Consider the following 25,415-nt stretch of genomic DNA (forward strand, 5'->3'; position numbering starts at 1 on the left):
GATAATCTCCTAGACTAGTTTATTTAATCCCAAATACTTCTCAGCAATCATCATCAAAGCAGCAGTAATTATCATTAAAATTACTGAAACCGCTGAAACTGTCGGATCATAATTATTTTCTAGATAATTTAAAATCGAAGTTGGTAGCATATTCAAAGACGGTCCATTCATAAATAACGTAATTGGAATATTATTGAACGAATTGATAAACGATAAAATGAACGCAGCCATAATGCTTTGTTTGATATTAGGAATAACAATTTTGAAAAAAGTTATGACTTTGTTATAGCCAACCATCCACGCTGCCTCTTCAATGCTTTTATCCAAATCCAGCATTCCTGCCGTCAATAAACGAATCACATATGGCAAGCACAAGAGAAAATGTCCAATTAATAAACTTATGAATAAAGGTAATCCAAAACTAATAACTAGAGTTTGATAAAGGGCAAAACCAATTACAATTTCTGGAATCAATGCAGGACTCAAAAAGATGTTTTGAAACCAGTTTCTTCGATGAATCTGAAATCTAGTTAAAGCATAAACCGCTGGTATTCCAACCAATAGAGCCAAACAAGAAGCGATTATGGCTACGATAAAACTCATTTTCATTCCATCAACAAAATCTGGCTGTTGAAAAAGATTGTGATACCATTCGAATGTAAATCCCTTAATAGGAAAAGAAATTGTTGCTTCTGTTCCAAACGATGTCACCACAACCATTGCTAACGGTAGTATCAATAACAATAGAACGATGAATCCTACTATGGATGAGAATCTAATTTTTGATTTCATGACTATTTCTCCGATCAATAACCTTTGAAACCCAGTTCAACGCAATCATCGTTATAAAAGCTATAACGGTAAGAACAATTGCAATTACACTGGCACTGGTCCAATCACCTAATGTAATAGATTGTTGCTGTAGCAAAGTTGCCAATACCATATTTTTGTTTCCACCTAAAAGTTGTGGTGTTGTATATGCAGTTAAAGCACCGACAAATACTAAAATTGAACCTGTAAAAATCCCAACTGAAATTTGCGGAATAATTATTTTGAAAAAGACAACTATAGGACGTGATCCTAAAACTTCAGCTGCTTCTTCTATCTCGCTATTTAACTGTGTATAGGAACTAACCAATGAAGTTATCATGATTGGCAAAAACAAGTAAACTGCACCAATGATGATTGCTAGGTTGGTATATAACAAGGTTAGCGGAGAGCTAATAATATGCATTTTCATCAAAAAGTTATTGATTACTCCGTTCTTTCCCAAAATCATAATCCAAGCAAAATTTCTAACAACAGCATTGGTTAAAATTGGAAATAAAACAATAATGCTTATAATCTTACGCCATCGACCGCTTAACCTAGATATCCAATAAGCAGTTGGCAAACCTAACCCTAAAGTTACTAAAGTAGTCATTACAGCAATGAATAATGTTCGGAAAATGATTTGGACATTATTTTCACTTGAAAAAAATGATTGGTAATTACTAAAAATTGTTTGTCCCCCAGTGAATGTTGGAATAAACATTCGAATGACAGGATATATCAACAAAATAAATATCAATAATAATCCTGGCAATAGAAACAAAACTGCACGTTTTTTCAAAGATGCTCAACCTTTCTAAATCAATTAATAATCATAAGTTACCATCTAATTACGAATAATGTCAACATTATTTTTATAATAGTTCGTAAGTTACAAATATTTTATAAATTTTTGTATAATTATTTCTTTATTGTTTCTAATTTGTAGCTTTAAAACTTTTTATTTGCTAAGTTCTTGGTCACAATCATCTGATTTTGATTCTTAATCAAACTCTACAAAATATATTTATTTTAAAAAGATCGTTATAACGGATATTTAATTTCATTTATAAAGTGATAAATAAAACTAAATTCATTAAAAAAGACCGTAAATTCATCATGTTACTGAATTTACGGTCTTACGCCAAATATACTTATTTTTTATACATAACGGTACATACTTAAAAACTAATTTTCAGCAGGTACCTTAGCAATTTTTCCTTGTTCAATATAAACACTCAAAATTCCAATATCAGCTGGATTTACTCCACTGATTCTACTTGCTTGCGCAATAGTTTGTGGATTGATTTTACTTAGCTTTTGAACAGCTTCAGTAGCTAAACTATCGATCTTAGTATAATCAATGCGATCAGGAATCTTCTTCGATTCCATCTTCTTAAGACGTTCGATTCGCATCTTTTCTTTCTTGATATAGCCATCATACTTAGTAGCTATTTCAACTTGCTCTGCCACACGACGATCAACTGGATAGTCTGCAGCACCAACCATTTCAATAATATCGCTGTAATGAACTTCCGGTCTTCTCAAGAAATGATCAGCTAAAACACCATCTTTTAATGGCTTTAAATTATGGGCTTTTAAGAAAGGCAAAGCTTGCTTAGGAGTAATCATTTTGTGAGAGATACGGTCTAATTCTTCTTTAATTGTAGCCCACTTCTCTTTGAATGCGTTATAACGGTCATCGCTAATTAAGCCTAACTTATAACCATAATCAGTTAAACGAAGATCAGCATTATCATGACGCAAAATCAAACGATATTCAGCACGACTCGTTAACAAACGATATGGTTCATTTGTTCCCTTAGTTACAAGATCATCAATCAAAACACCAATATATGCTTCATCACGACGAAGAATAAATGGATCTTTCCCTTGGGCACGCAAAGCAGCATTGATACCAGCCATAATTCCTTGTCCAGCAGCTTCTTCATATCCGGAAGTACCGTTCATTTGACCAGCTGTAAAGAGATTTTTAACAATCTTTGTCTCAAGATTTAATTTCAATTGCCATGGTTCGATAACGTCGTATTCAATTGCATAACCTGGACGCATTAGTTTAGCATTTTGCAATCCTGCAACTGAATGTAACATTTTCAATTGAATTTCTTCTGGCATAGAAGTTGAAAAATCGCCAACATAATATTCTTGAGTATCCTTACCTTCTGGCTCAAGGAAAATTTGATGTCTTGGCTTATCAGCAAAACGAACAACTTTATCTTCAATAGATGGACAATATCTTGGACCGACACCCTTAATAACACCAGAAAACATTGGAGCACGATTTAGGTTATCACGAATGATCTTGTGTGTATCAGCATTAGTATAAGTCATCCAACAAGAAATTTGATGTTGAAGATAATTTGAATCTGGCGTTTCGAATGAGAAGTGATTTGGTTCCTTATCGCCAGGTTGTTCGATTGTTTGATCAAAATCAATCGTATTTTTGTTAACTCGTGGAGGTGTACCAGTTTTAAAGCGAGTAAGCTTAAAGCCACGTTTTTCAAGATCCTCTGATAGCTTAATTGAAGGAATACTGTTATTAGGACCAGATGAGTACATCAATTCTCCAATAATAATCTTGCCTCGTGAAGAGGTACCAGCAGTCAAAACAACTGACTTAGCATGATATCTTGCTCCAGTTGCTGTAACGATACCTTGGCAAACACCATCTTCAACGATTAACTTTTCAGCAATTCCTTGACGCAAAGTTAGATTAGGTTCATTTTCCAAAACATCTTTCATAACGCGATGATACATATTTTTATCAGCTTGAGCACGCAAAGCACGAACCGCTGGACCTTTACCAGTATTCAACATTCTCATTTGAATATAGGTCTTATCGATATTTCGACCCATTTCTCCACCTAAAGCATCGATTTCGCGGACAACGATTCCTTTAGCGGGACCACCAACAGATGGATTACATGGCATAAAAGCAACCATATCCAAATTAATAGTTATTAATAAAGTCTTTTCACCCATTCGGGCAGCCGCTAATGCCGCTTCTGAGCCAGCATGGCCGGCTCCGACAACAATAACGTCATAAGTTTCTGAATCAAATTCCTTAATTTCCATCTTTTCACCTATTTATTTATTTTCCTAAACAGAATTGTGAGAATAATTGCGTGATCAATTCATCTTGATAACTTTCACCCGTAATTTCTCCTAAAGTGTCCCAGCAGGCCGTCATATCGATTTGAACAAGGTCGATAGGCATTCCTGCTTCAATTCCTGAAATGACATCATTTAAGCTATTTTTAGCTTTACGAAGCAATCCTGCTTGGCGAGCACTCGTGATAATGACATTGTTACTGTTATCTTCAATTCCTGAATTGAAAATTTTGCTAATTGTTTGCTTAATGGTTTCAATTCCATCATTCTTAATGGCTGAAGTTTGTAAAATTATATCATCAGCCTTCAATTGAACAACCGCATTAGGCGTTATAACGGGCATCAAGTCATTTTTATTAAAAATAACTATTCGTTTCTTGTCCGCAGTAGCATCTAATAATTCCAAATCGTCATCTTCTAATTCACGACTAGAATCAAGTACCAGAATAACTAAATCAGCCCCCTGCAAAGCCTTCTTAGAACGTTCGACACCAATTTTTTCAACTTTATCGTCAGTATCACGAATACCAGCAGTATCGATCAATTTCAATGGCACTCCATCAATATTGATATATTGCTCAACAACATCACGGGTAGTTCCTGCAACATCTGTCACGATCGCCTTATCTTCATCCAAGAGACGATTCAACAAACTTGATTTACCAACGTTAGGTTTTCCAACAATTGCTGTAGCCAATCCATGTTGAAGAATTTCACCACTATCAGCAGTCTTTAACAGACTATCAATACTGGTACTAACAGTTTTTGCCTTCTCCAACAACATTTTAGTGGTCATTTGATCAGTATCATATTCAGGATAATCAATATTAACCTCAACTTGAGCCAACGAATCCAAAATTTCTTGACGCAAATTAGAAATCAAATGGTGCAAATTCCCATCTAATTGATTAACTGCAACTTGCATAGCCTTATCAGTCTTAGCTCGAATCAAATCCATAACAGATTCAGCCTGAGTTAAGTCAATTCGACCATTCAAAAAAGCTCTCTTCGTAAATTCGCCCGGTTCGGCCATTCGAGCACCATAACCTAGCAATAATTGCAGAACCTTATTGGTTGCAACTATACCCCCATGGGTATTTATTTCAACTACATCTTCTCGTGTAAAAGTCTTTGGTGCACGCATAACCGAAACCATTACCTCATCAATCAATGATCCATCTGCTGGATCTATAATATGACCGTAGTTAATTGTGTGACTAGCAACTTTTGCTAAATCTCGTCCTTTAAAAATCCTCTTAGCGACTTCAACAGCTTGATCTCCAGACAAACGAACAATAGAGATAGCACCTTCCCCAGGAGGCGTTGAAATGGCTGCAATCGTATCGTATTCAGTTACTGAACCTGCCATAATAAAACTCCCTTCTCAAATTTTGAGCATAAAAAAAGTGCATAATCCGCCAATTTTTGACGGAAAAGCACCTTGACTACTTTTCTATATAAATTATATGAACAATTTCTAAAACATCTTAACTAGATTTTTAGCGATTGTCAATTATTTACGATTTTTATAAACTCGTTTCTTAGCTTTTCTAAGACGACGTTCTTTTTCTTTCTCAGCCTCTTCAGCTTCACGTCTTTCACGACGATATTTGAATGGGTTTTGGAAAGCCAATGTCTGAAGAACTTGGAACGCATTAGTTACTACCCAGTAAATTGTAATAGCTGATGGGAACGTTAAAGCTGGCACGAAGATAAAGATTGGCATAACCCACGTCATGATCTTTGTCGTCGAATTTTGCGTTGGCTGTGAGTAACTTGAGATGTAAGTACTCAAGAAAGTAAATACAGCCGCTAAAATAGCCATAATGTAATATGGATCAGCCTTACCAAGTTGCATCCACAAGAAACTACCATTACGCAATTGTGTAGTCTTATAAATAGCTTGATATAAGGCAAACATAACTGGTAATTGAATTACCAATGGCAAACATCCAGCAACTGGATTAACGCCGGCTTCACTATATAATTTTTGTGTCTCTTCACGTAATTTTTGTTGAGTATCAACATCTTTAGCTGAATATTTCTTTTGAAGTTCCTGCATTTGAGGTTGGATCTTCATCTGCTTATTCATACTTCTAATTTGGAACCAGTTAAGCGGCAATAGAATAACTCTCACGATAATTGTGAAAATCACAATAGCCCAGCCATAACTATTACCAACTAATGAAGCTAACCAAAGAATAAATTTTGAGAAGCTGTACAAAATATAGTGATCCCAAAATCCAGTACTATTACTTGTAATTGGCTCGTTTAGGTTTGAACATCCAGCTAAAACCAAGACAACACTAAGTAACAGAGCGATACCTATGTATTTCTTTAAGCTTTTCTTATTCACTTTTGCACCTATTAATTATATTTTTTTACTCTAATCTAATACTTTACCTAATTTCAACAAATGTACAATATTTTTCTTTGTTTCAAACATATCCAAATCCACTGCTGGTTTTCTTGCAATGATTAAAAAGTCTAATTCCGCAGGAATCTCAGGTTTTAATTCCAACAATGATTGGCGAACATATCTTTTAATACGGTTGCGTCCTACTGCTGTATGTGAAACCTTCTTACCTACTGACAATCCAACCCGCCAGTGCTTTTGACTTTCCTTGGGCATTTTGTACAACACAAAATTACGGTTAGCTACAGAATGACCGTTGGAATAGACATATTGAAACTCATTTTCTTTTTTTATGCGATAGCTTTTTCTCATATGTCACCAGACTACTCTCGTTTTGTAATAAAAAAAGACCACCAAAATGTTTAGTGATCCTTCAAAACTAAGCTGATAATACTTTTCTGCCCTTTTTGCGACGTCTTGCTAGAACCTTGCGACCATTACTTGTACTCATTCTTTTCATGAAACCATGGACGCGTTCACGATGACGCTTCTTTGGTTGATATGTTCTCTTTGTAGTCATCAATAAACCTCCTGACTTTTTTTATCTTTAAAATATAAACTTCTTCAGACAATTGCTTAACTATAATATCATGTTATGCCAACTTTTTAAATAACTAATTTCCTATTAATGTCAAATCTTTTAGAAAGTTTTTCTCAATCTTCTTTGTGGATAAATTGTGCAAGCTTTTGACAAGTATTTTTTTCCACAGGACAATGAACAAACTTTTCCAACGATGTTTTTTACTGTGTTTTAGTTTTCCACAGAACCTGTTGAATTCTTGTTTTTTATATGTAACACCCGAAATAAAGGCTTTTTTCAGCCTGTTAATTGTGGATAACTATGTTGATAAATTATACAGTCTCTTTTTTTCCACAAACCTGTGAATATAGAAACCACCTTGTGTTATTTACTTAAAATTTAAACGTGTGTTCTGTGGAAAACTAGTTACTAGAATGATAAACTATAGAATGTCATTTTAGGGAAAAACTTATCCACAACTTAAAGATTGGGGGGAAATAATTGCAAAATCTAAATAACTCAACTGATCCAAAACTAACTGAATTTTGGGATTACTTTACGAATAAACTTCGATCCCAACTAACTTCCGTTAGTTATTCGACTTGGGTTGAAAGTGCTAATCCCTTATACATTGATGGAAATAACATTTATATTTCTGTTCCAACCAAACTGCATAAAGATTATTGGGAACGAAATTATACCGAAAAAATTGCTATTTACTCATATGAATTAAACGGAATTGAACTTAATCCAATAATTGAAAATGATGAAGATAATACAAAAAAAGAGGAGCAAACAATCACTCCTCAAGTAGAGACGACAACCGAATCGGCTCAACCAAAACATGTATTTCATAATTCTCATTTGAATCCTAAATACACTTTTTCATCATTTATTGTTGGTAGCGGTAATCAAATGGCACATGCTGCAGCTCTAGCTGCAGCTGAAGACCCCGGCGGGGTTTACAATCCACTATTTATCTATGGTGGCGTTGGTTTAGGAAAGACTCATTTAATGCAAGCAATCGGACATCAAATGATTAAACTAGACCCATTAGCCAAAGTTAAATACGTTACCAGTGAAACTTTCGCCAATGACTTCATTAACTCAATCCAGATGCGCACTCAAGATGACTTCAGACAAGAATACCGAAACGTCGATCTACTATTAATAGATGATATTCAATTCTTCGCTGAAAAAGAGGGAACACAAGAAGAGTTTTTCCATACATTTAATGAGCTATACGAAAACGGCAAACAGATTGTAATGACATCTGATCGTTTGCCAAACGAAATTCCTAAGTTACAGGCTAGACTAGTTTCAAGATTTACCAGTGGTTTGTCGGCCGACATCACTGCGCCAGACCTTGAAACTAGAATTGCTATTTTGCGCAACAAAGCTAAAGCTGAACATTTGGAAATTCCCAATGACACGCTTTCTTACATTGCTGCTCAAGTTGATACTAACGTCCGTGAGCTTGAAGGCGCACTTATTCGCGTTCAGGCTTATTCGACGACTAAAAATACTGACATTACTAAATCCGTAGCTGCTGATGCTCTGAAAGTCTTCAAATTATCTAATGATAAAAAGGGACTTTCTATCGCCAAGATCCAAAATAAAGTGGCTAAGTATTATCACGTCTCAATCCAGGATCTTAAGGGAAAGAAACGTGTTAAATCAATTGTTGTACCACGACAGATTGCGATGTATCTAGCACGAGAAATGACTGACAGATCTCTACCACAAATTGGTATGGAATTCGGGGGCAAAGATCATACGACTGTCATGCATTCTTGCGAAAAAATATCAGAATTAGTCATTAAAGATGAAGATTTAAAACGCTCGGTCAACGAACTAAAAGATGACCTCAGAAATTAACATGTTTATAACTTTGAGTTTTTCCCAAACTTATCCACAGTTGTTAATAACATGAATTTTTCTTATCTTGTCTAGTGTTAGAATAGTTATCCACAGTTTTCACAGTGCCTACTACTACTTCTATCTTTATATTAATTAAATAAAAAAGGGAGTTACCTATGAAATTTTCTATTGATCGATCAAAATTCATCAACCAAACTAGCAATGTTCAACGAGCAATTTCTACAAAAACAACTATTCCTATTTTGACAGGAATGAAATTAGATCTTTCTGAATCTGGTTTAACTATTACTGGTAGCAATTCTGATATTTCAATTACTGCTTTTATTTCTAAAGAAGATTCAGATAACGATTTAAAAATTGAAAGTACTGGCTCGATTGTTTTACCAGCTAGATTCTTTAACGAAATCATTAAAAAACTTCCTGGTGACAATTTCGAACTAGAGGTTTTGAATAACAATCAAACCTTGATTAAATCAGGTGTTTCAGAATTTACGATTAACGGACTTGATGCTGTAAATTATCCACATCTTCCTGATGTAGAGACAGATAATCAATTAGTTTTGCCAACAGATGTTTTTAAAGAAGTTGTTAATCAAACTGTTATTGCTGTTTCAACTCAAGAAAGTCGTCCTGTTCTAACTGGTGTCAACTTCTTAATTACGAGTGAAGGATTAACAGCTGTTGCTACTGATAGCCATCGTCTTTCACAACGAAAAATTAATATCACTAGTGATGAAGATTATAATTTGATTATTCCAGGAAAGAGTTTGACTGAATTAGTTAGAACTATCAGCGACTCTGTCAAGGAAATTTCAATGTCGATTTCTGAAAATCAAGTTCTATTCAGTTTTGACAATATTATGTTCTATTCACGACTACTTGATGGTCGTTATCCTGAAACTGACCGTTTAATTCCTGATGAATCTAATACACGTCTTACATTTGATTCTTCAAAATTGTTAGCATCTGTTGAGCGTGCTTCATTGCTTTCTCATGAAAGTCGCAACAATGTTATTAAACTAGAGATCAAGGCTGTTGATAAAAAAGCCACGCTTTATGGAAATTCACCAGAAGTTGGTACTGTTGAAGAAGTTCTTGATTTTGACAATCTTGAAGGAGACGACTTGGAGATTTCATTTAATCCTGATTATTTGAAAGATGCTTTGAGATCGTTCGGAAGTAACGCTTCAATCGAAATGAGTTTTACTTCTCCATTGCATCCATTTACTTTAAGACCAGTCGAAAATCGTGATAACTTTGTTCAACTTATTACTCCAGTACGAACATTTTAATGTGAAATAGTCTAAATAGACTGAACTTCGGTTCGGTCTATTTTTTTTTAGATTATATATTTAAACGCCGTAATTTAGCTTTTGGACTTTTTTAGGTTATTTTAGTGGGTGGATACTCATTGTTTAAAAAATTTCTCAAAACGCCTGAGATTTCGTTTTGAGTTGTCTTTTATTGTGAAAACAACTATAATATTACTATGTCATTAATGGATAAATCTAATAAATAGGGTGTTAACTATGTCTGAAAAAATTAAACTAGAAACTGAATTTATTACTTTAGGTCAACTACTAAAAGATGAAGGCGTTATTGCCACTGGCGGACAAGCTAAATGGTTCCTCAGAGAAAATTCAGTTTTGGTTAATGGCAGTCCTGAAGATCGTCGTGGTAAAAAATTACACTTAGGAGATGTTGTAGTTGTTGGCGATCAAACATTTGAAATTGAATAAATGTTTGTTAAAGAATTAAAACTTCAAAATTATCGCAACTATGAATCCTTAGATGTTAATTTTTCACCTGCAATCAACGTTTTTTTGGGAGAAAATGCTCAAGGCAAGACCAATTTATTAGAGGCTATGTATTTTTTAGCTTTAACAAGAAGCCATCGAACATCGAATGACAAGGATTTAATTAAGTGGGGCAGTGAATTTGCTCGAATTTCGGGAACAGTGATCAAAGATAATTCCAGTCGTCTGAAATTGGATTTGGTTATTAGTAAATCTGGAAAAAAAGCCAAATTGAATAATTTAGAACAACGTAAATTATCAAGTTATATTGGGAATTTAAATGTTGTTCTTTTTTCTCCGGAGGATCTATCAATTGTTAAGGGTAATCCTGGAATTCGACGTAAATTTATTGATATGGAATTTGGTCAAATGTCAGCTCAATATTTGAAGACAATGAGCCAGTTTCGTTCAGTATTAAAACAACGTAATGCTTATTTGAAAAAACTTCAGCATCATCAAGCCAAAGATATGATTTATTTGGACGTTTTGTCCGATCAATTTTCAGCCTATTGTGCGGAAGTTGTTTTTTCACGCTTACAATTTTTACAAAAATTGCAAACTCATATTGAAAAAATTCATGCAAACATTACAGAGGACAATGAAAAACTGAAAATTGTTTACAATACTTTTTTCAGTACTGATGGAAAATCTCTTGAAAATATTTATGATACTTTCAAAGATAATTTCAAAAAAAACTATCAACGAGAGATCCAGCGTGGCGTAACTTTGTTTGGACCTCATCGGGATGATATTAAATTCCTTGTTAATGAAAAAAATGTTCAAGATTTTGGATCTCAAGGTCAGCAACGTTCTGTGGCTTTGAGTCTGAAATTGGCTGAGGTCGAATTAATTAAGGATCAGGTGGGCGATTATCCAATTTTATTATTGGATGATGTTTTATCTGAGCTGGATCATAAGAGACAAACGCATCTGTTGTCGTCAATAAAAAAGGGAATTCAGACTTTTATAACGACAACTTCAATTGATGATGTTGATCCGGAATTAGTTAAAGATCCGAATATTCTAAATATTACTAATGGCAAAGTTCAACAGGAGGAGATTTAATGGCTGAAGACAGAAAAGCTGAGCTGGAAAAGAAAGAAGAAAAAGTCGAAGAATATGACGCGAGTCAAATTCAAGTTCTTGAAGGACTAGAGGCTGTTCGTAAACGTCCTGGTATGTATATCGGCTCTACAAGTAAACAAGGTTTACATCATCTTGTTTGGGAAATTATTGATAATGGTATTGATGAAGCTTTAGCTGGTTTCGCTACAAGGATCGAAGTTACTGTTGAACCAGATAACTCCATTACAGTTACCGATGACGGACGTGGTATTCCAATTGATATTCAAAAGAAAACTGGGAAGCCAGCTCTAGAAACGGTTTATACAATTTTGCACGCTGGTGGTAAATTCGGCGGTGGCGGATATAAAGTTTCTGGTGGACTTCACGGTGTTGGTGCTTCAGTTGTTAATGCTTTAAGTAGCGAACTTGACGTTGAAGTTACTCGTGGCGGCAAAAGATATGGTATCGACTTTAAACGTGGCAAAGTAAACAATGCTATGCATATTTTGGGCGACGCTGGTGAATTTGAACATGGAACACGAGTTCATTTTGTTCCTGATTCAGATATCTTTACTGAAACGACAATTTATGATGATAAAGTTTTGACAACTAGAATTCGTGAGTTGGCTTTCTTAAATAAAGGTCTAAAACTTACTTTTACTGATAAGCGCGCTGACACAGCCGAAAAATTAGTTTTCCACTATGAAGGTGGAATTAAGAGCTATGTTGAATTTATGGACAAGGATAAAGAAGTTCTTTTTGATGAGCCAATTTATCTTGAAGGTGTTCAGGATGGTATTACCGTTGAAGTTTCACTCCAATATACTGATGAATACCACACTAATTTGATGACTTTCGCTAATAACATCCATACATATGAAGGTGGAACGCATGAGGTTGGTTTTAAGACAGCCTTAACACGTGTTATTAACGATTACGCTCATAAAAATAAATTGATGAAAGATACTGAAAAATTGTCTGGGGAAGATGTTCGTGAAGGAATGACTGCTGTTGTTTCTATTAAGCATCCGGATCCACAATTTGAGGGTCAAACTAAGACAAAACTTGGAAACAGTGATGCTAGAACGATTACTGATCGTTTATTCAGTGAACATTTCTCCAAGTATTTGATGGAAAATCCTGATATTGCCAAAAAGATCGTAGAAAAGGGTTCTCTAGCAACTAAAGCACGTTTAGCTGCTAAACGTGCTCGTGAAGTAACTAGAAAACAAAATGGTTTGGAAATCAGTAATTTGCCAGGTAAATTAGCTGATAATGCAAGTAAAGATCCTGCAATTTCAGAATTATTTATCGTCGAGGGTGATTCTGCCGGTGGTTCAGCTAAAACTGGTCGTTCACGTTTGACACAAGCTATTTTGCCAATTAGAGGTAAAATTTTGAACGTTGAAAAAGCTTCAATGGACAAAATTTTGGCTAATGAAGAAATTAGAACGTTATTTACGGCTATGGGTACAGGCTTTGGCGAAGATTTTGATATTTCTAAAGCTAGATATCATAAAGTTATTATTATGACTGATGCCGATGTTGATGGTGCTCATATTAGAACACTATTGTTAACGTTACTTTACAGATATATGCGTCCGGTTGTTGATGCAGGATACGTTTATATCGCTAAGCCACCTTTGTATCAAGTTCGTCAAGGCAAGATGATGAGATACTTTGATACTGATAAAGAAAAAGATGACTTTGTTGAACAATTGCCACCTAAGCCAGAACCAAAGATCCAACGTTACAAGGGTCTTGGTGAAATGGATGCGGATCAATTGTGGGAAACAACTATGGATCCTGATAAGAGAAGATTGGATCGTGTTAACCTCGATGATGCCATTGAAGCTAATGAGATTTTCTCAATGTTAATGGGTGACAAAGTTGAACCTAGAAGAGAATTCATCGAAGCAAATGCACGTTATGCAGAAGTAGATTATTAGGGAGGATGGCAATTTAATGGCAGATCATAGAATAGAAAATGTTAACTTGACAGAAGTCATGAAGAATTCCTTCGTTGACTACGCTGCCAGTGTTATCGTGTCACGTGCGTTACCTGACGTCCGTGATGGTCTCAAACCAGTTCATCGCCGTATTCTTTATGGTATGAATGAGTTGGGTGTTACACCTGACAAGCCATACAAGAAGAGTGCTCGTTTTGTTGGTGATATTATGGGAAAATATCATCCACATGGGGATTCGGCTATTTATGAATCAATGGTTAGAATGGCTCAGGATTTCAGTTATCGTTATCCATTGGTCGATGGACACGGAAACTTTGGATCAATCGATGGTGATCCACCCGCTGCTATGCGTTATACCGAAGCTAGAATGAGCAAAATGGCAGTTGAAATGTTGCGTGATATCAACAAAGATACCGTCGATCTTGTTCCTAACTACGATGGTGAAGAAAAAGAACCAATGGTTCTACCAGCTAGATTCCCTAACTTATTAGTTAATGGTGCTACTGGTATTGCAGTTGGTATGACAACTAATATCCCTTCACATAACTTAAAAGAAGTTATTGATGCATTGCATATTTTGATGAGAAATAAAGATGCTACTGTAGCTGATTTGATGAAGGCAATTCCAGGACCCGATTTTCCTACTGGTGGAATTATTATGGGCCGTTCAGGAATTAGAAAAGCCTATGAGAATGGTAAAGGAACGATTATTCTTCGTGCTAAAGTTGATATTGTGACAAAGAAGAGCGGTGCTGAACAAATCATCGTTACAGAATTGCCATACATGGTCAATAAGGCTAAATTGGTTGAAAGAATTGCTGAATTAGCTCGTGAAAAGAAGATTGAAGGTATCACTGACTTAAACGATGAATCCGATCGTGAAGGTATGCGAATCGTTATTGATCTTCGTCGTGATATGAGTGCATCAGTTGTTTTGAATAACCTTTACAAATTAACGCAGCTTCAAATTTCTTATGGTATCAATATGGTTGCTATTGTAGGTAAGACCCCTAAGGTCTTCTCGCTTAAAGGCATCTTAGTTGAATATCTAAAGCATCAAGAAGTTGTTATTAGAAGAAGAACTGAGTTTGAATTAAAACGTGCTCAGGCAAGAGCTCATATTCTTGAAGGTTTAAGAATCGCACTGGATCATATTGATGATATCATCAGTATTATTCGTGGTTCTCAGACATCGGCTATTGCTAAGCAAACTTTGATGGATAAGTACAAGCTATCTGACAAACAATCACAAGCTATTCTTGATATGCGTTTGGTTCGTTTGACTGGTTTGGAACGTGAAAAAGTAGAGGCTGAATACCAAGAACTCTTGGTTAAAATTGCTGATTACAAAGATATTTTGGCTAAATCTGAACGTGTTGATAAAATTATTTATGATGAATTATTAGAGATTCAAGAGAAATTTGGCGATGCTAGAAGAACGGAAATCCGTGCTAGTGAAGTTGCCAATATCGAAGATGAAGATCTAATTGAAGAAGAGAATATCTTAATCGTTTTGACACATAATGGGTACATCAAACGTTTATCTGCTGATGAATTTCGTGTTCAAAATCGTGGTGGTCGCGGTGTTCAAGGAATGGGTGTTCATGATGATGATTTCATTGAACAAATGCTCTATACTTCCACACATGATCGTCTATTGTTCTTTACCAATGCTGGTAAAGTTTATCGAATCAAGGGTTATGAAGTTCCCGAATATGGCCGTACTGCTAAGGGGATTCCAGTTATTAATCTTTTGAATATCGAAAAAGGCGAGAAAATTGAAACGGTCATCAATGTTGATCGGGATGTCGATCCAGATAATTCATATTTGTTCTTTGTAACTAAATATGGAACTGTTAAACGTACTCCAGTCAATGATTTTGCTAATATCAGACATTCTGGTTTGCGAGCTATCACATTGAAGGACGAAGATGAGTTAAATAATGTCTTCTTAACTGATGGTGATAAGGTTATTATTATCGGAACTCATAAGGGCTATGCTGTAACCTTCAGAGAAAGCGATGTTCGTCCAATGGGAAGAACGGCTGCTGGTGTTCGTGGTATCAAACTACGTGACGAAGATTATGTTGTGGGCTCATCTATTGCAGAGTCTGGTCAAGAAATTCTAACTATCTCTGAAAAAGGATATGGTAAGAGAACTTCTGTTACTGAGTATCCAATTAAGGGTCGTGGCGGTAAAGGTATCAAGACTGCTAACGTCACTGAAAAGAATGGTCCAATTGCAGGGTTAACAGTAGTTGATGGTGATGAAGATATCATGTTGATTACTAACAAGGGTGTCATGATTCGTTTTGAGGTTCAAAGCGTATCACAAACTGGTCGTGCAACTTTGGGCGTTAGATTGATTAAGGTTGATGATGATTCAGCTGTCTCAACTATGGCGAAAGTTGCTGAGGATTCTGATGATGAAGAAACAAGTACTGACTCAGATACTGATGCACCTAATGTAGCTAATGATCAAACTGAAGAATCAGATAAAGATAATTCAGACAATAATTAAAATAAAAATCGTTTCTGCGTAATTTGATTATGTATCCCTCGATGGGGGATGCGTGTCAGTCAGAAACGATTTTTTTGTTAGAATTGGTTCTAGTATTTGGAGAGGTTTTATGCTAAAATTATATTTCGTGAGTATAAAATGTAGTTAATTTATGCTCCTTGTTCTTTAATTAGAACCATTAGACCATAAGGAGGTGTACAGTCATGGCTGAAGCACATTACGAAATCACTTATATCATTAAACCTGATATGGAAGAAGACGCAAAGAAGGCATTGATCGATCGTTTCGATAAGATCATTACTGATAACGGCGCCAAAGTAATCGACTCAAAAGACTGGGAAAAGAAACGTTTAGCATATGAAATTGCTAATTACAAGGAAGGTATCTACCATATTGTAAACGTAGATGCTGACAATGATGAAGCAATCAACGAATTCGACCGTCTTTCAAAGATTGAAGATAACATTCTTCGTCACATGATCGTTAGACGCAAAAACTAGTTTTTGTTTCACGTGAAACAATAAGGAGGCAGATTAAATGATTAATCGAGTAGTTTTAGTTGGACGCCTGACACGTGATCCTGAATTGAGATATACTGCCAATGGTGCAGCAGTTGCAAGTTTTACAGTTGCTGTTAACCGTCAGTTTACTAATTCACAGGGCGAACGTGAAGCTGATTTTATCGGTTGTACTATTTGGAGAAAAGCTGCTGAGAATTTTGTTAATTTCACTAAGAAGGGTTCATTAGTTGGTATCGATGGACGTATTCAAACAAGTTCATACGATAATCAACAAGGTCAAAGAGTCTACAGAACAGATGTTATTGTAGAAAACTTCTCTTTGCTTGAATCTCGAGCTGAAAGTGAAAGAAGAGATTCTGGTAGCGGCAATTCCAATCAAGCATCAAACTACAACAATAATTCCAATCAATCAAATCAGTCTCCGTTCGGAAATACTAACAGTAATAACAATAGTTATGGCAATAATAGTGCCAATAACAATAGTAATTACAATAATAGTAACAACAATTCAAATAACAATAATCAATCTAACAATTCTAACAGTAACAATAATGGCGATCCTTTTGCTGATAAAAGCAAGCCGATTGACATTTCTGATGATGATTTACCATTTTAATATAGAAGGGAGCAATTTATAATGGCCCAACAAAGAAGAGGCGGACGTAGAAGACGTAAAGTTGACTTCATCGCTGCTAACCATATCGAATACATCGATTACAAAGATACAGACTTACTAAAGAGATTTATCTCAGAACGTGGTAAGATCTTACCAAGACGTGTTACAGGTACAAGTGCTAAGAACCAACGTAGACTTACTGTAGCTATCAAGAGAGCAAGAATCATGGCTCTATTGCCATTCGTTGCAGAAGACTAATTAATTTAAGATCACACTGATGGGTGATCTTTTTTTATACCTAAATTTAGATAAAAAGTCATTAATCAGGATAAATGATTAATGACTTTTTCTTTATATAGAAATGAAGCACAATAGTTTAAACTTGAAGGTACGGTAGAAATTAGTAATAATAAATAGTTGTTTAAGAAACCGCTTTCTAAAAACGTGTCATATATATTTGACAACAAATATATAAAGAGTTATATTATTGATGTCAAATATATATGACTTTTAAAGGATGAAGTGATGTAAATGAATCATGTCCGTGAATATCGAAATAAACAAAAGTTATCGCAAATGTTACTTGCTGAAAAAATTGGAGTGGCCCGACAAACGATCAATTTAATTGAAAATGACAAATATAATCCATCGTTAGATTTATGTTTGAAATTGGCTTGGGCATTGGATACGGATTTGAATACGCTTTTTTGGAGGGGGAAGAATGAAGAAAAAATGGAAACAAAAGTTAATTAAACATTTCTTTGGCATCGCTGGAATTTATGATGAGCATGTTGAATTGGAAGTAGGTAAGGCGACGACATGGGCCGTAATAGCGGTTTTTATTTTTGAAATGATCTTTAATTTTGGAATGCTTTTGTTAGCTAGTCTAGGAGCTATTCATAATTTTGAAACTGTTTTTTATTTAACGTTGGCAATTCAAATAATAGGTGTAAGTGCGATTATTAGTTTAGTAACTTATTTTAGGTTTAAAAAATCAGGTATTAATAATAAGGAAGTAATAGCAGAGAAGAAGACAGCCACTCTAGATAAATTTTATCGAAAGTCCGTTAGTGTGGGGACTGGTTTCTTTCTGTTTGAATGGATATTTAGTACACTGTTTGATATGAATGGCCAAGGCCTCTGGTTTACTTTATTTACATGGAGAGAAATAAGAATGGCCTTATTAGAAGCAATTATTTTTACTGCTCTTATGACATTTTTTGGCAGACGAAAAATTAAGACAATAAAATATGATAATGAATAAAAAACATCAACACGTTGCTAAAGGGCGCCGATGTTGATGTTTTTGTCTTATCAACTTTCCAAATTTCGTTACATGTTTTTCAGTGCAATATATCTTAAGAAAGAACAAGTCGGCTGTGATAAAATTAAGAAGTATATCTAAGAGGGGACTATTATGAAAAAGATAAAAGCTAATCTGAAATTCTTCCTTTCGAGAGTTGATCATTCAACTCAACTTACGGCGGTCTCTTTGATTGTTATGTTGATATCAATATTAATTGTTGGCTTGATTCACGGCTCTATTGCCGGATATATTCAAGCTATATTGATAATTATTTCGTTGGTCTTATTTGTTTATTTATTCCTATTATTAGGGGAAAAAGCGGGTAAGTATACTAACAATTTGCAATATCGAATTGATCGGGGAACAGACAACAGTTTTGTAGAGTATCCGTTAGGCATACTTTTATATGATTCTGATAAGCAGATTCAATGGGTAAATCCTTACTTTGTAGAAGAAACAGGATTTGATCCATCTAACAGCATGAATGTGAAGGACATTTCATCGGAGTTATCGAGTTTGATTGATGATGAAGAACATGCTGACAATAAAACGATTCAAATTGATGATAAATATTACTTAGTTCAAGTTCAGACTGAGTTAAAGGTTATCTATTTGATGAATATTACACATTATTCTAAAATTGAAAAACGTTACGAGGATAATCGCTCAGTTATTGGCCAAGTTTATTTGGATAATTATGCTGAAATTACGCAGTCAATGAGTGATCGGGACATTTCTAATTTGGATAATTACATTACTAATGAATTATCGAATTGGGCATCTGAGCAACAGATGTTCCTCAAACGAATTGATGACGACCATTTCTTTATCATGGCTTACACAGGGCGAATCTTTGATATGGAAAAGAATGGTTTCAAAGTTTTGGATATTATTCGTGAATACACATCGCAACAAAATGTTCCCTTAACTTTAAGTATGGGATTTTCTTACGGAATCGATGATTTGCATAAATTAAACGATGAAGCACAAAAGAATCTTAACTTAGCTTTGGGACGTGGTGGTGATCAGGTTGTTGTTAAGGAAATTGGTGAAAAAGCTCGTTTCTATGGTGGCAATACTGATCCGATGGAAAAGAGAACTCGTGTCCGGGCTAGAATGATTAGCGAGGCTTTACAAGAACTATTGAAAGATAGTGATCAAGTAATTGTTATGGGACATTCGCATCCAGATATGGATGTTTTAGGATCATCCCTTGGTATCAGACGTATTGCAATGATGAATAACACACCATGTAAAATTGTGATTAATCCTAATACTTTGCATTCAGATGTCAGTCGACTTTTAGGCATGATCAATGAAGATCCTGAGATTAAAAAGGATATCGTCACGCCAGATGAGTCTATAGCAATCAAGACACCTAAGACATTGATTGTCATGGTTGACCATTCTAAACAAAGTATTTCGATAAATCCGGATTTATTTAAGGGCGATAACAATAAAGTAGTTGTGATTGATCACCATAGACGTGGTGAAGAGTTCCCAGAAAATCCAATGTTGATTTACATTGAACCATACGCATCGTCTGCTAGTGAATTGATTACAGAAATGTTAGAATATCAGCCTAAGAACAAAAAGGCTATCGAAAAGATTGAAGCAACAGCTTTGTTGGCTGGTATTACTGTTGATACGAAGTCATTCTCACTCAGAACTGGTACTAGAACTTTTGATGCTGCAAGTTATCTACGTTCAGTTGGTGCTGACGAAACAGTTATTCAAAACGTTTTGAAAGAGAACATTGATTCCTTTATTCAAAAGAGTCATTTGATTGAAACAATTACCATGGTTAATGGTAATATGGCTGTATGTTTTGGCGAAGAAGACAAGTCTTATGATCCAGTGATCGTTGCTCAAGCAGCTGACACATTGTTATCATTAGATAATGTTGAGGCATCGTTTGTCATTAGTAAACGTCCTGACGGTCGAATTGGTATTTCGGCACGAAGTCTAGGTAATGTTAATGTACAGGTTATTATGGAAAAACTAGGCGGCGGCGGACATTTGTCTGATGCAGCAACTCAAATCGCTGATGCAACAGTTGATGAAGTCAAAGATCGTCTAGTTGATGTTTTAAATGATTCTGATAAGAAGAACTAAGAGAGGGGTATTTATATTATGAAAGTTATTTTCCTAGAAGATGTTAGAGGAAAAGGAAAAAAAGGCGAATTAAAGAATGTCGCTGACGGATATGCTCAAAATTTCCTTATTAAGAATAAAAAGGCTATTGAGGCAACTACTGCTAACGTAGCTAAATTAAAGGCTGAACAAAATCGCGAAGCCAAAGACTATGAGGCTGAAAAAGTTGAAGCAAAAGTTTTGAAAACTAAAATTGAGAATGACAAGACAGTTGTTGAAGTTTTAGCTAAAGCTGGTACCGATGGTCGTCTTTTTGGTTCAGTAACAACTAAGAAGATCGCTGATGAATTAAACAAGCAATATAATATTAAAGTTGATAAACACAAGATGGTTCTATCTGATGGTGTTAAGTCTCTCGGATACATTAATGTACCCGTAAAGTTGTTTGAAGGTGTAGAGGCAACTATCAGAGTCCATGTTGCTGAAAAGAAGTAGGATATAAATGAATAATGATATAACTTCAAGAATACCGCCCAATGATAAGGATGCTGAGCAAGCCGTATTAGGAGCGGTTTTTCTAAGTCAAGATGCTTTGATTGAAGCAATGGAATATGTGGAGGCAGATGATTTTTATCAACATGCTAACCAACTAGTATTCCAGGCTATGATGAATTTAAATGATGAAGAGGAACCAGTTGATGTTGTTACCGTTCAAAATGAACTGGATCGTCTGAATCAAATAGAAGATATCGGTGGCGTGAGCTATTTAGCAGAGTTAGCTAGTGCCGTTCCAACTGCTGCTAATACAGTTTACTATGCCAAAATTGTCAAAAATAAATCAACTTTGAGACGTCTGATCAATGCCGCCACCGGAATTGTTCAACGGAGTTTTGAAGAAGATGACGATGTCGACAGCATTATTGATTTATCTGAAAAAGAGATCATGGATGTCTCTGAAAATCGGAATCATAAAGGATTTCGAAGAATCTCTGATGTTGTTAAATCTTCTTTTGAAGAGATTGATAAACTTTATGATCAAGATAGCGATGTTACTGGACTTTCAACTGGATACAAAGATCTTGATGATATGACGACTGGTTTGCACAAAGATGAATTAATTATATTAGCCGCTCGTCCGGGTGTTGGTAAAACAGCTTTTGCTTTAAATTTGGCTCAAAATGCTGCTACCAAGTCGAATGCTACAGTTGCCATATTCTCGCTAGAAATGGGTGCTGAGTCATTAGTTAACCGTATGCTATGTTCTGAAGGTAGTATTGATGCTAATGCTCTGAGAACCGGAAAATTGGACGAGAATCAATGGAATAGTTTGGTTGTAGCTATGGGAAGCCTATCACGCACCAATGTATATATTGACGATACTCCTGGTATCAAAATGGCTGAAATTCGTTCTAAGTGTCGGCGTCTTTTGAAAGAAAGTGGCCAGTTAGATCTAGTAATTATCGATTATCTTCAATTGATTGAAGGTACTGGTCAGGAAAATAGACAACAGGAAGTTTCTGTTATCTCACGTAATTTGAAAAAATTAGCAAAAGAACTTCATGTACCAATAATTGCGCTATCACAGCTTTCCCGTGGTGTTGAAGCTCGTCAGGACAAACGACCAATGTTGTCAGATATCCGTGAATCTGGTTCAATTGAACAGGATGCCGATATCGTTGCTTTCCTTTATCGTGATGATTATTATCGTGATGAAGATGGCGATGGTGACAATAATGAGCAAGAAGATCCTGAGGATCAAGATGTAGGTGAAGTTGAAGTAATTATCAGTAAGAACCGTTCAGGTCCTCGTGGAACGGCTAAGTTATTGTTCGTGAAATCTTATAATAAGTTTTCATCGATCGCAACAATTCCAGAAAATTAAATAGTGTAGGTGTAGAAGAAATATGACAACAGTTGTTGTAGTAGGTACTCAATGGGGCGATGAAGGTAAAGGCAAGATTACCGATTATTTCAGTGGTGAAGCTAACATTATTGCACGTTACCAAGGTGGAGATAATGCTGGACATACTCTCAATATCGATGATCATGTTTATAAATTGAGATCTGTACCCTCAGGTATTTTGTATTCAGATAAAACTAGTGTGATTGGTAATGGCGTTGTTTTAAACTTGGAATCTCTTCAAGAAGAATTAGGACGTTTGCATGATCAAGGCGTTGATACTTCTAGTTTGAAAATTTCCAACCGAGCACAGTTGATTCTCCCTTACCATATTGAATTAGATAAACTCCAAGAAGCTGCCAAAGGTGATTCTAAGGTAGGAACTACTAATCGAGGAATTGGACCTGCTTATACTGACAAAGCTTCTCGTGTCGGTATTAGAATGGCTGATATTCTTGATAAAGAATTGTTTAAGGAGCTTTTAACCGAGAATCTTAAACAGAAGAATGAATTATTTACTAAGATTTACGGTGCTGACCCAATGAATTTTGATGATATTTTTGAAAAGTATTATCAAATTGGTCAAGATTTAAAAGACCGTGTCATTGATACATCTGCCTATTTGAATAAAGAATTGAAGAATGGTAAAAATGTTTTATTTGAAGGCGCACAAGGAATCATGCTTGATATTGATCATGGTACTTATCCTTATGTAACTTCATCAAACCCTGCTGGTGGTGTTACTACTGGTGCTGGTGTTGGTGCACCATTGATCGACAATGTAATTGGTGTTGTTAAGGCGTATACATCACGCGTTGGTGCAGGTCCATTTCCAACTGAGCAATTGAATGAAACCGGCGATTTCTTACGTGAAGCAGGCCATGAATATGGTACAGTTACACATCGTCCTCGCCGTATTGGTTGGTTAGATCTTGTTGTTTTACAACATTCATGTAATGTTGCTGGAGTAACTCACTTGTCATTGAACTGTCTAGATGTTTTGACAGGTCTAAAAGAAATTAAGGTATGTACTGGCTATGAATTGAACGGTAAAGTCATTGATGAATATCCAGCTAACTTGAATGTTTTAGCCAAATGCAAGCCAGTTTATAAATCATTTGCAGGTTGGGATGAAGATATTACTCAATCTAAGAGCCTAGCAGATCTTCCTAAGCAAGCTACCGACTTTTTGAACTTTGTCAAAGATCAATTAGGCGTAGAGTACGCTACAGTATCTGTAGGACCAGATAGAGAACAAACAATTGAAGTTGATGATATCTGGAAAGACTAAATATCAGTACGATAACCATTTTTAGTGGTTGTTGTACTGATTTTTTTTATTTGAGAGTAAATAGTTGCTTGTTAAAAAGCTCCTGTTATAATAAGAAACACAAGTTAATAATAAAGTAACATTAAAAGGGGCTAAAATTATGACAAAATATGCAATTACAGGTGTAACAGGAACTTTTGGTGGGAATGCCATCAAAGAATTAGTAAAATTAGTTTCAACTAATGATATTGTGGCGTTAGCACGTAATATCGAAAAGGCTAAAACAATGGTTCCTGAAGGTGTTGAGGTACGTTCTGGAGACTATGACAATGAAGCAGAACTTGAAAATTCTCTAAAAGGTATTGACCGTCTTCTATTTGTATCGTCACAGCCAGGTGGAAGTGTTCCTAGATTGACACAGCATCAAAATGTTGTTAAAGCTGCTAAGGAAGCGGGAGTGAGCTATATTGCTTATACTAGTTTCCCACATGCCAATAATTCAACAGCTCTTTTAGCTGCCGATCATAAAGCAACTGAACAAGCTATTAAAGATTCTGGTCTAAAGTATTCGTTCTTAAGAAACAATTGGTATTTAGAAAATGAAGCTGCTAGTTTAAAGGCCGCCGATAATGGCGATGCTTTTGTGTATTCAGCAGGCGATGGCCGTGTTGGCTGGGCTTTGGAAGCTGAGTATTCAGAAGCCGCAGTAAAGGTTTTGGTAAATGAAAATGCTAAGGATATTTATGAATTTTCAGGAGCAAGTCGGACTTATAGAGATTTAGCTGATGCAATTTCTGGAGATTTTGAAGTTAAGTCTCTCAGTGATGATGAATATACCAAAGTATTGAAAGATAGCGGCATGGATGATGGTACTATTGGTGTTGTCATTGCTATTCAAGATAGTATTAGCAATGGTCAATTGGACGAAAAAACTACGGATTTAACTGATGTTTTGGGACATGAATTAGTACCAATTTCTGAAGCTATTGAAAAAGTAGTTGCACCTAAGTCTCTAACCAAGTAAGGTAGATTCTATGATATTACTGGGAGGTACAATCAATGAAGTATTCAAATAAATTAAGTGATGGCGTACATATTCTTGCCTATGTCGAGATATATAGTGATGGCGATTTATCAAGTGCGGCTATTGCCAATAGTATTGAATCAAATCCCAGTTTGATTCGACGAATGATGTCACGTTTGAAAAAAGCCGGTTTATTAAGCAGTCAGCCTGGAGTAGTAGCTCCTAAATTAGGTCGACCTGCTGATCAAATTAGTTTATTGGATATTTATCGAGCTTTAGAGGACAATCCTAATTTGCTTCATGTAGATGAAAAAACTAATCTACAATGTATTGTTGGTGGAAATATCCAAGAAACTTTGACTGATATCTACCAAAAGATTCAAACTGATGCTGAAAAAAGCATGTCACAAGTTACCTTACAGTCAATCATTGATGACATTTTGGTAAGAGAAGGACAAAAGAAATAAAAAGATTTCTGAAAATTTAATGTAAGTAGTTAATAGTAATCAAACAAATAGCCCTAATGACTTTTTTTAGTCATTAGGGCTATTTGTGTACTGAATTTTCTGAAAA

General features: G+C 35.4%; 24 protein-coding genes. 17 read left to right on the top strand and 7 right to left on the bottom strand.

What is annotated here, in order from left to right:
* Positions 1–9: 9 nt before the first annotated feature.
* The 7 genes from FD26_RS03365 to rpmH all read right to left on the bottom strand — a co-directional run bounded on the left by FD26_RS03365 (position 10) and on the right by rpmH (position 6,878).
* On the bottom strand, positions 10–792 hold the full coding sequence (locus tag FD26_RS03365) for an ABC transporter permease (protein WP_057867030.1): 783 nt from the start codon (positions 790–792) through the stop codon (positions 10–12).
* A complete protein-coding gene (locus FD26_RS03370; RefSeq protein ID WP_057867031.1) occupies positions 776–1,612 on the bottom strand; it encodes an ABC transporter permease in 837 nt (278 codons plus the stop codon). The genes FD26_RS03365 and FD26_RS03370 overlap by 17 nt, the downstream gene beginning before the upstream one ends.
* A gap of 386 nt (positions 1,613–1,998) precedes the next feature.
* Positions 1,999–3,906: a tRNA uridine-5-carboxymethylaminomethyl(34) synthesis enzyme MnmG gene (gene mnmG, locus FD26_RS03375; RefSeq protein ID WP_057867032.1), complete on the bottom strand. Its 1,908-nt coding sequence runs from the start codon at positions 3,904–3,906 to the stop codon at positions 1,999–2,001.
* 16 nt (positions 3,907–3,922) lie between these two features.
* Positions 3,923–5,311 carry a tRNA uridine-5-carboxymethylaminomethyl(34) synthesis GTPase MnmE gene (gene mnmE / locus FD26_RS03380; protein ID WP_057867033.1) on the bottom strand — a complete coding sequence of 463 codons (1,389 nt, stop codon included), beginning with the start codon at positions 5,309–5,311 and terminating at the stop codon, positions 3,923–3,925.
* 144 nt (positions 5,312–5,455) lie between these two features.
* Complete coding sequence (yidC, locus tag FD26_RS03385) at positions 5,456–6,298, bottom strand: membrane protein insertase YidC (protein WP_057867034.1); 843 nt, start codon at positions 6,296–6,298, stop codon at positions 5,456–5,458.
* A 30-nt stretch (positions 6,299–6,328) separates the two neighbouring features.
* Positions 6,329–6,670 carry a ribonuclease P protein component gene (rnpA, locus tag FD26_RS03390; RefSeq protein WP_057867035.1) on the bottom strand — a complete coding sequence of 114 codons (342 nt, stop codon included), beginning with the start codon at positions 6,668–6,670 and terminating at the stop codon, positions 6,329–6,331.
* Between the two features lie 67 nt (positions 6,671–6,737).
* Positions 6,738–6,878, bottom strand: a complete 141-nt coding sequence (gene rpmH / locus FD26_RS03395) for a 50S ribosomal protein L34 (RefSeq protein WP_025085419.1) — start codon at positions 6,876–6,878, stop codon at positions 6,738–6,740.
* 501 nt (positions 6,879–7,379) lie between these two features.
* Here rpmH and dnaA point away from each other — a divergent pair.
* From dnaA to FD26_RS03480, 17 genes are all read left to right on the top strand, one after another.
* The gene (dnaA, locus tag FD26_RS03400) at positions 7,380–8,756 is read left to right on the top strand and encodes a chromosomal replication initiator protein DnaA (RefSeq protein WP_057867036.1); all 1,377 of its coding nucleotides are present in this window, start codon (positions 7,380–7,382) and stop codon (positions 8,754–8,756) included.
* A 158-nt stretch (positions 8,757–8,914) separates the two neighbouring features.
* Positions 8,915–10,051, top strand: coding sequence for a DNA polymerase III subunit beta (gene dnaN, locus FD26_RS03405; RefSeq protein WP_057867037.1), 1,137 nt, complete (start codon positions 8,915–8,917; stop codon positions 10,049–10,051).
* Positions 10,052–10,288: 237 nt separating this feature from the next.
* Positions 10,289–10,498: a S4 domain-containing protein YaaA gene (gene yaaA, locus FD26_RS03410; RefSeq protein WP_057867038.1), complete on the top strand. Its 210-nt coding sequence runs from the start codon at positions 10,289–10,291 to the stop codon at positions 10,496–10,498.
* Entirely contained in the window at positions 10,499–11,620 is a 1,122-nt protein-coding gene (recF, locus tag FD26_RS03415; RefSeq protein WP_057867039.1) for a DNA replication/repair protein RecF, read from the top strand.
* Complete coding sequence (gyrB, locus tag FD26_RS03420; RefSeq protein ID WP_057867040.1) at positions 11,620–13,569, top strand: DNA topoisomerase (ATP-hydrolyzing) subunit B; 1,950 nt, start codon at positions 11,620–11,622, stop codon at positions 13,567–13,569. Before recF ends, gyrB begins: the two co-directional genes overlap by 1 nt.
* A gap of 16 nt (positions 13,570–13,585) precedes the next feature.
* A complete protein-coding gene (gene gyrA / locus FD26_RS03425; RefSeq protein ID WP_057867041.1) occupies positions 13,586–16,111 on the top strand; it encodes a DNA gyrase subunit A in 2,526 nt (841 codons plus the stop codon).
* Between the two features lie 203 nt (positions 16,112–16,314).
* Complete coding sequence (rpsF, locus tag FD26_RS03430) at positions 16,315–16,611, top strand: 30S ribosomal protein S6 (protein ID WP_057867042.1); 297 nt, start codon at positions 16,315–16,317, stop codon at positions 16,609–16,611.
* 37 nt (positions 16,612–16,648) lie between these two features.
* Complete coding sequence (gene ssb, locus FD26_RS03435) at positions 16,649–17,248, top strand: single-stranded DNA-binding protein (RefSeq protein WP_057867043.1); 600 nt, start codon at positions 16,649–16,651, stop codon at positions 17,246–17,248.
* A gap of 21 nt (positions 17,249–17,269) precedes the next feature.
* The gene (rpsR, locus tag FD26_RS03440; protein WP_057867044.1) at positions 17,270–17,506 is read left to right on the top strand and encodes a 30S ribosomal protein S18; all 237 of its coding nucleotides are present in this window, start codon (positions 17,270–17,272) and stop codon (positions 17,504–17,506) included.
* Between the two features lie 273 nt (positions 17,507–17,779).
* Complete coding sequence (locus FD26_RS03445) at positions 17,780–18,001, top strand: helix-turn-helix transcriptional regulator (RefSeq protein WP_057867045.1); 222 nt, start codon at positions 17,780–17,782, stop codon at positions 17,999–18,001.
* A complete protein-coding gene (locus FD26_RS03450) occupies positions 17,970–18,512 on the top strand; it encodes a DUF3278 domain-containing protein (RefSeq protein WP_057867046.1) in 543 nt (180 codons plus the stop codon). Before FD26_RS03445 ends, FD26_RS03450 begins: the two co-directional genes overlap by 32 nt.
* A 153-nt stretch (positions 18,513–18,665) precedes the next feature.
* Positions 18,666–20,669 carry a DHH family phosphoesterase gene (locus FD26_RS03455; RefSeq protein WP_057867047.1) on the top strand — a complete coding sequence of 668 codons (2,004 nt, stop codon included), beginning with the start codon at positions 18,666–18,668 and terminating at the stop codon, positions 20,667–20,669.
* Positions 20,670–20,687: 18 nt separating this feature from the next.
* Positions 20,688–21,143 carry a 50S ribosomal protein L9 gene (rplI, locus tag FD26_RS03460; protein WP_057867048.1) on the top strand — a complete coding sequence of 152 codons (456 nt, stop codon included), beginning with the start codon at positions 20,688–20,690 and terminating at the stop codon, positions 21,141–21,143.
* 7 nt (positions 21,144–21,150) lie between these two features.
* Entirely contained in the window at positions 21,151–22,530 is a 1,380-nt protein-coding gene (gene dnaB / locus FD26_RS03465) for a replicative DNA helicase (RefSeq protein WP_057867049.1), read from the top strand.
* A 22-nt stretch (positions 22,531–22,552) separates the two neighbouring features.
* Positions 22,553–23,839 (top strand): adenylosuccinate synthase, encoded by a 1,287-nt coding sequence (locus tag FD26_RS03470; protein WP_057867050.1) that lies wholly within the window; start codon positions 22,553–22,555, stop codon positions 23,837–23,839.
* A 139-nt stretch (positions 23,840–23,978) separates the two neighbouring features.
* Positions 23,979–24,842 carry an SDR family oxidoreductase gene (locus tag FD26_RS03475; protein WP_057867051.1) on the top strand — a complete coding sequence of 288 codons (864 nt, stop codon included), beginning with the start codon at positions 23,979–23,981 and terminating at the stop codon, positions 24,840–24,842.
* A gap of 35 nt (positions 24,843–24,877) precedes the next feature.
* Complete coding sequence (locus FD26_RS03480) at positions 24,878–25,309, top strand: Rrf2 family transcriptional regulator (protein WP_057867052.1); 432 nt, start codon at positions 24,878–24,880, stop codon at positions 25,307–25,309.
* Positions 25,310–25,415: the final 106 nt, after the last annotated feature.

The sequence above is a fragment of the Companilactobacillus crustorum JCM 15951 genome, assembly GCF_001434585.1.
GTDB classification, from domain to species: domain Bacteria; phylum Bacillota; class Bacilli; order Lactobacillales; family Lactobacillaceae; genus Companilactobacillus; species Companilactobacillus crustorum.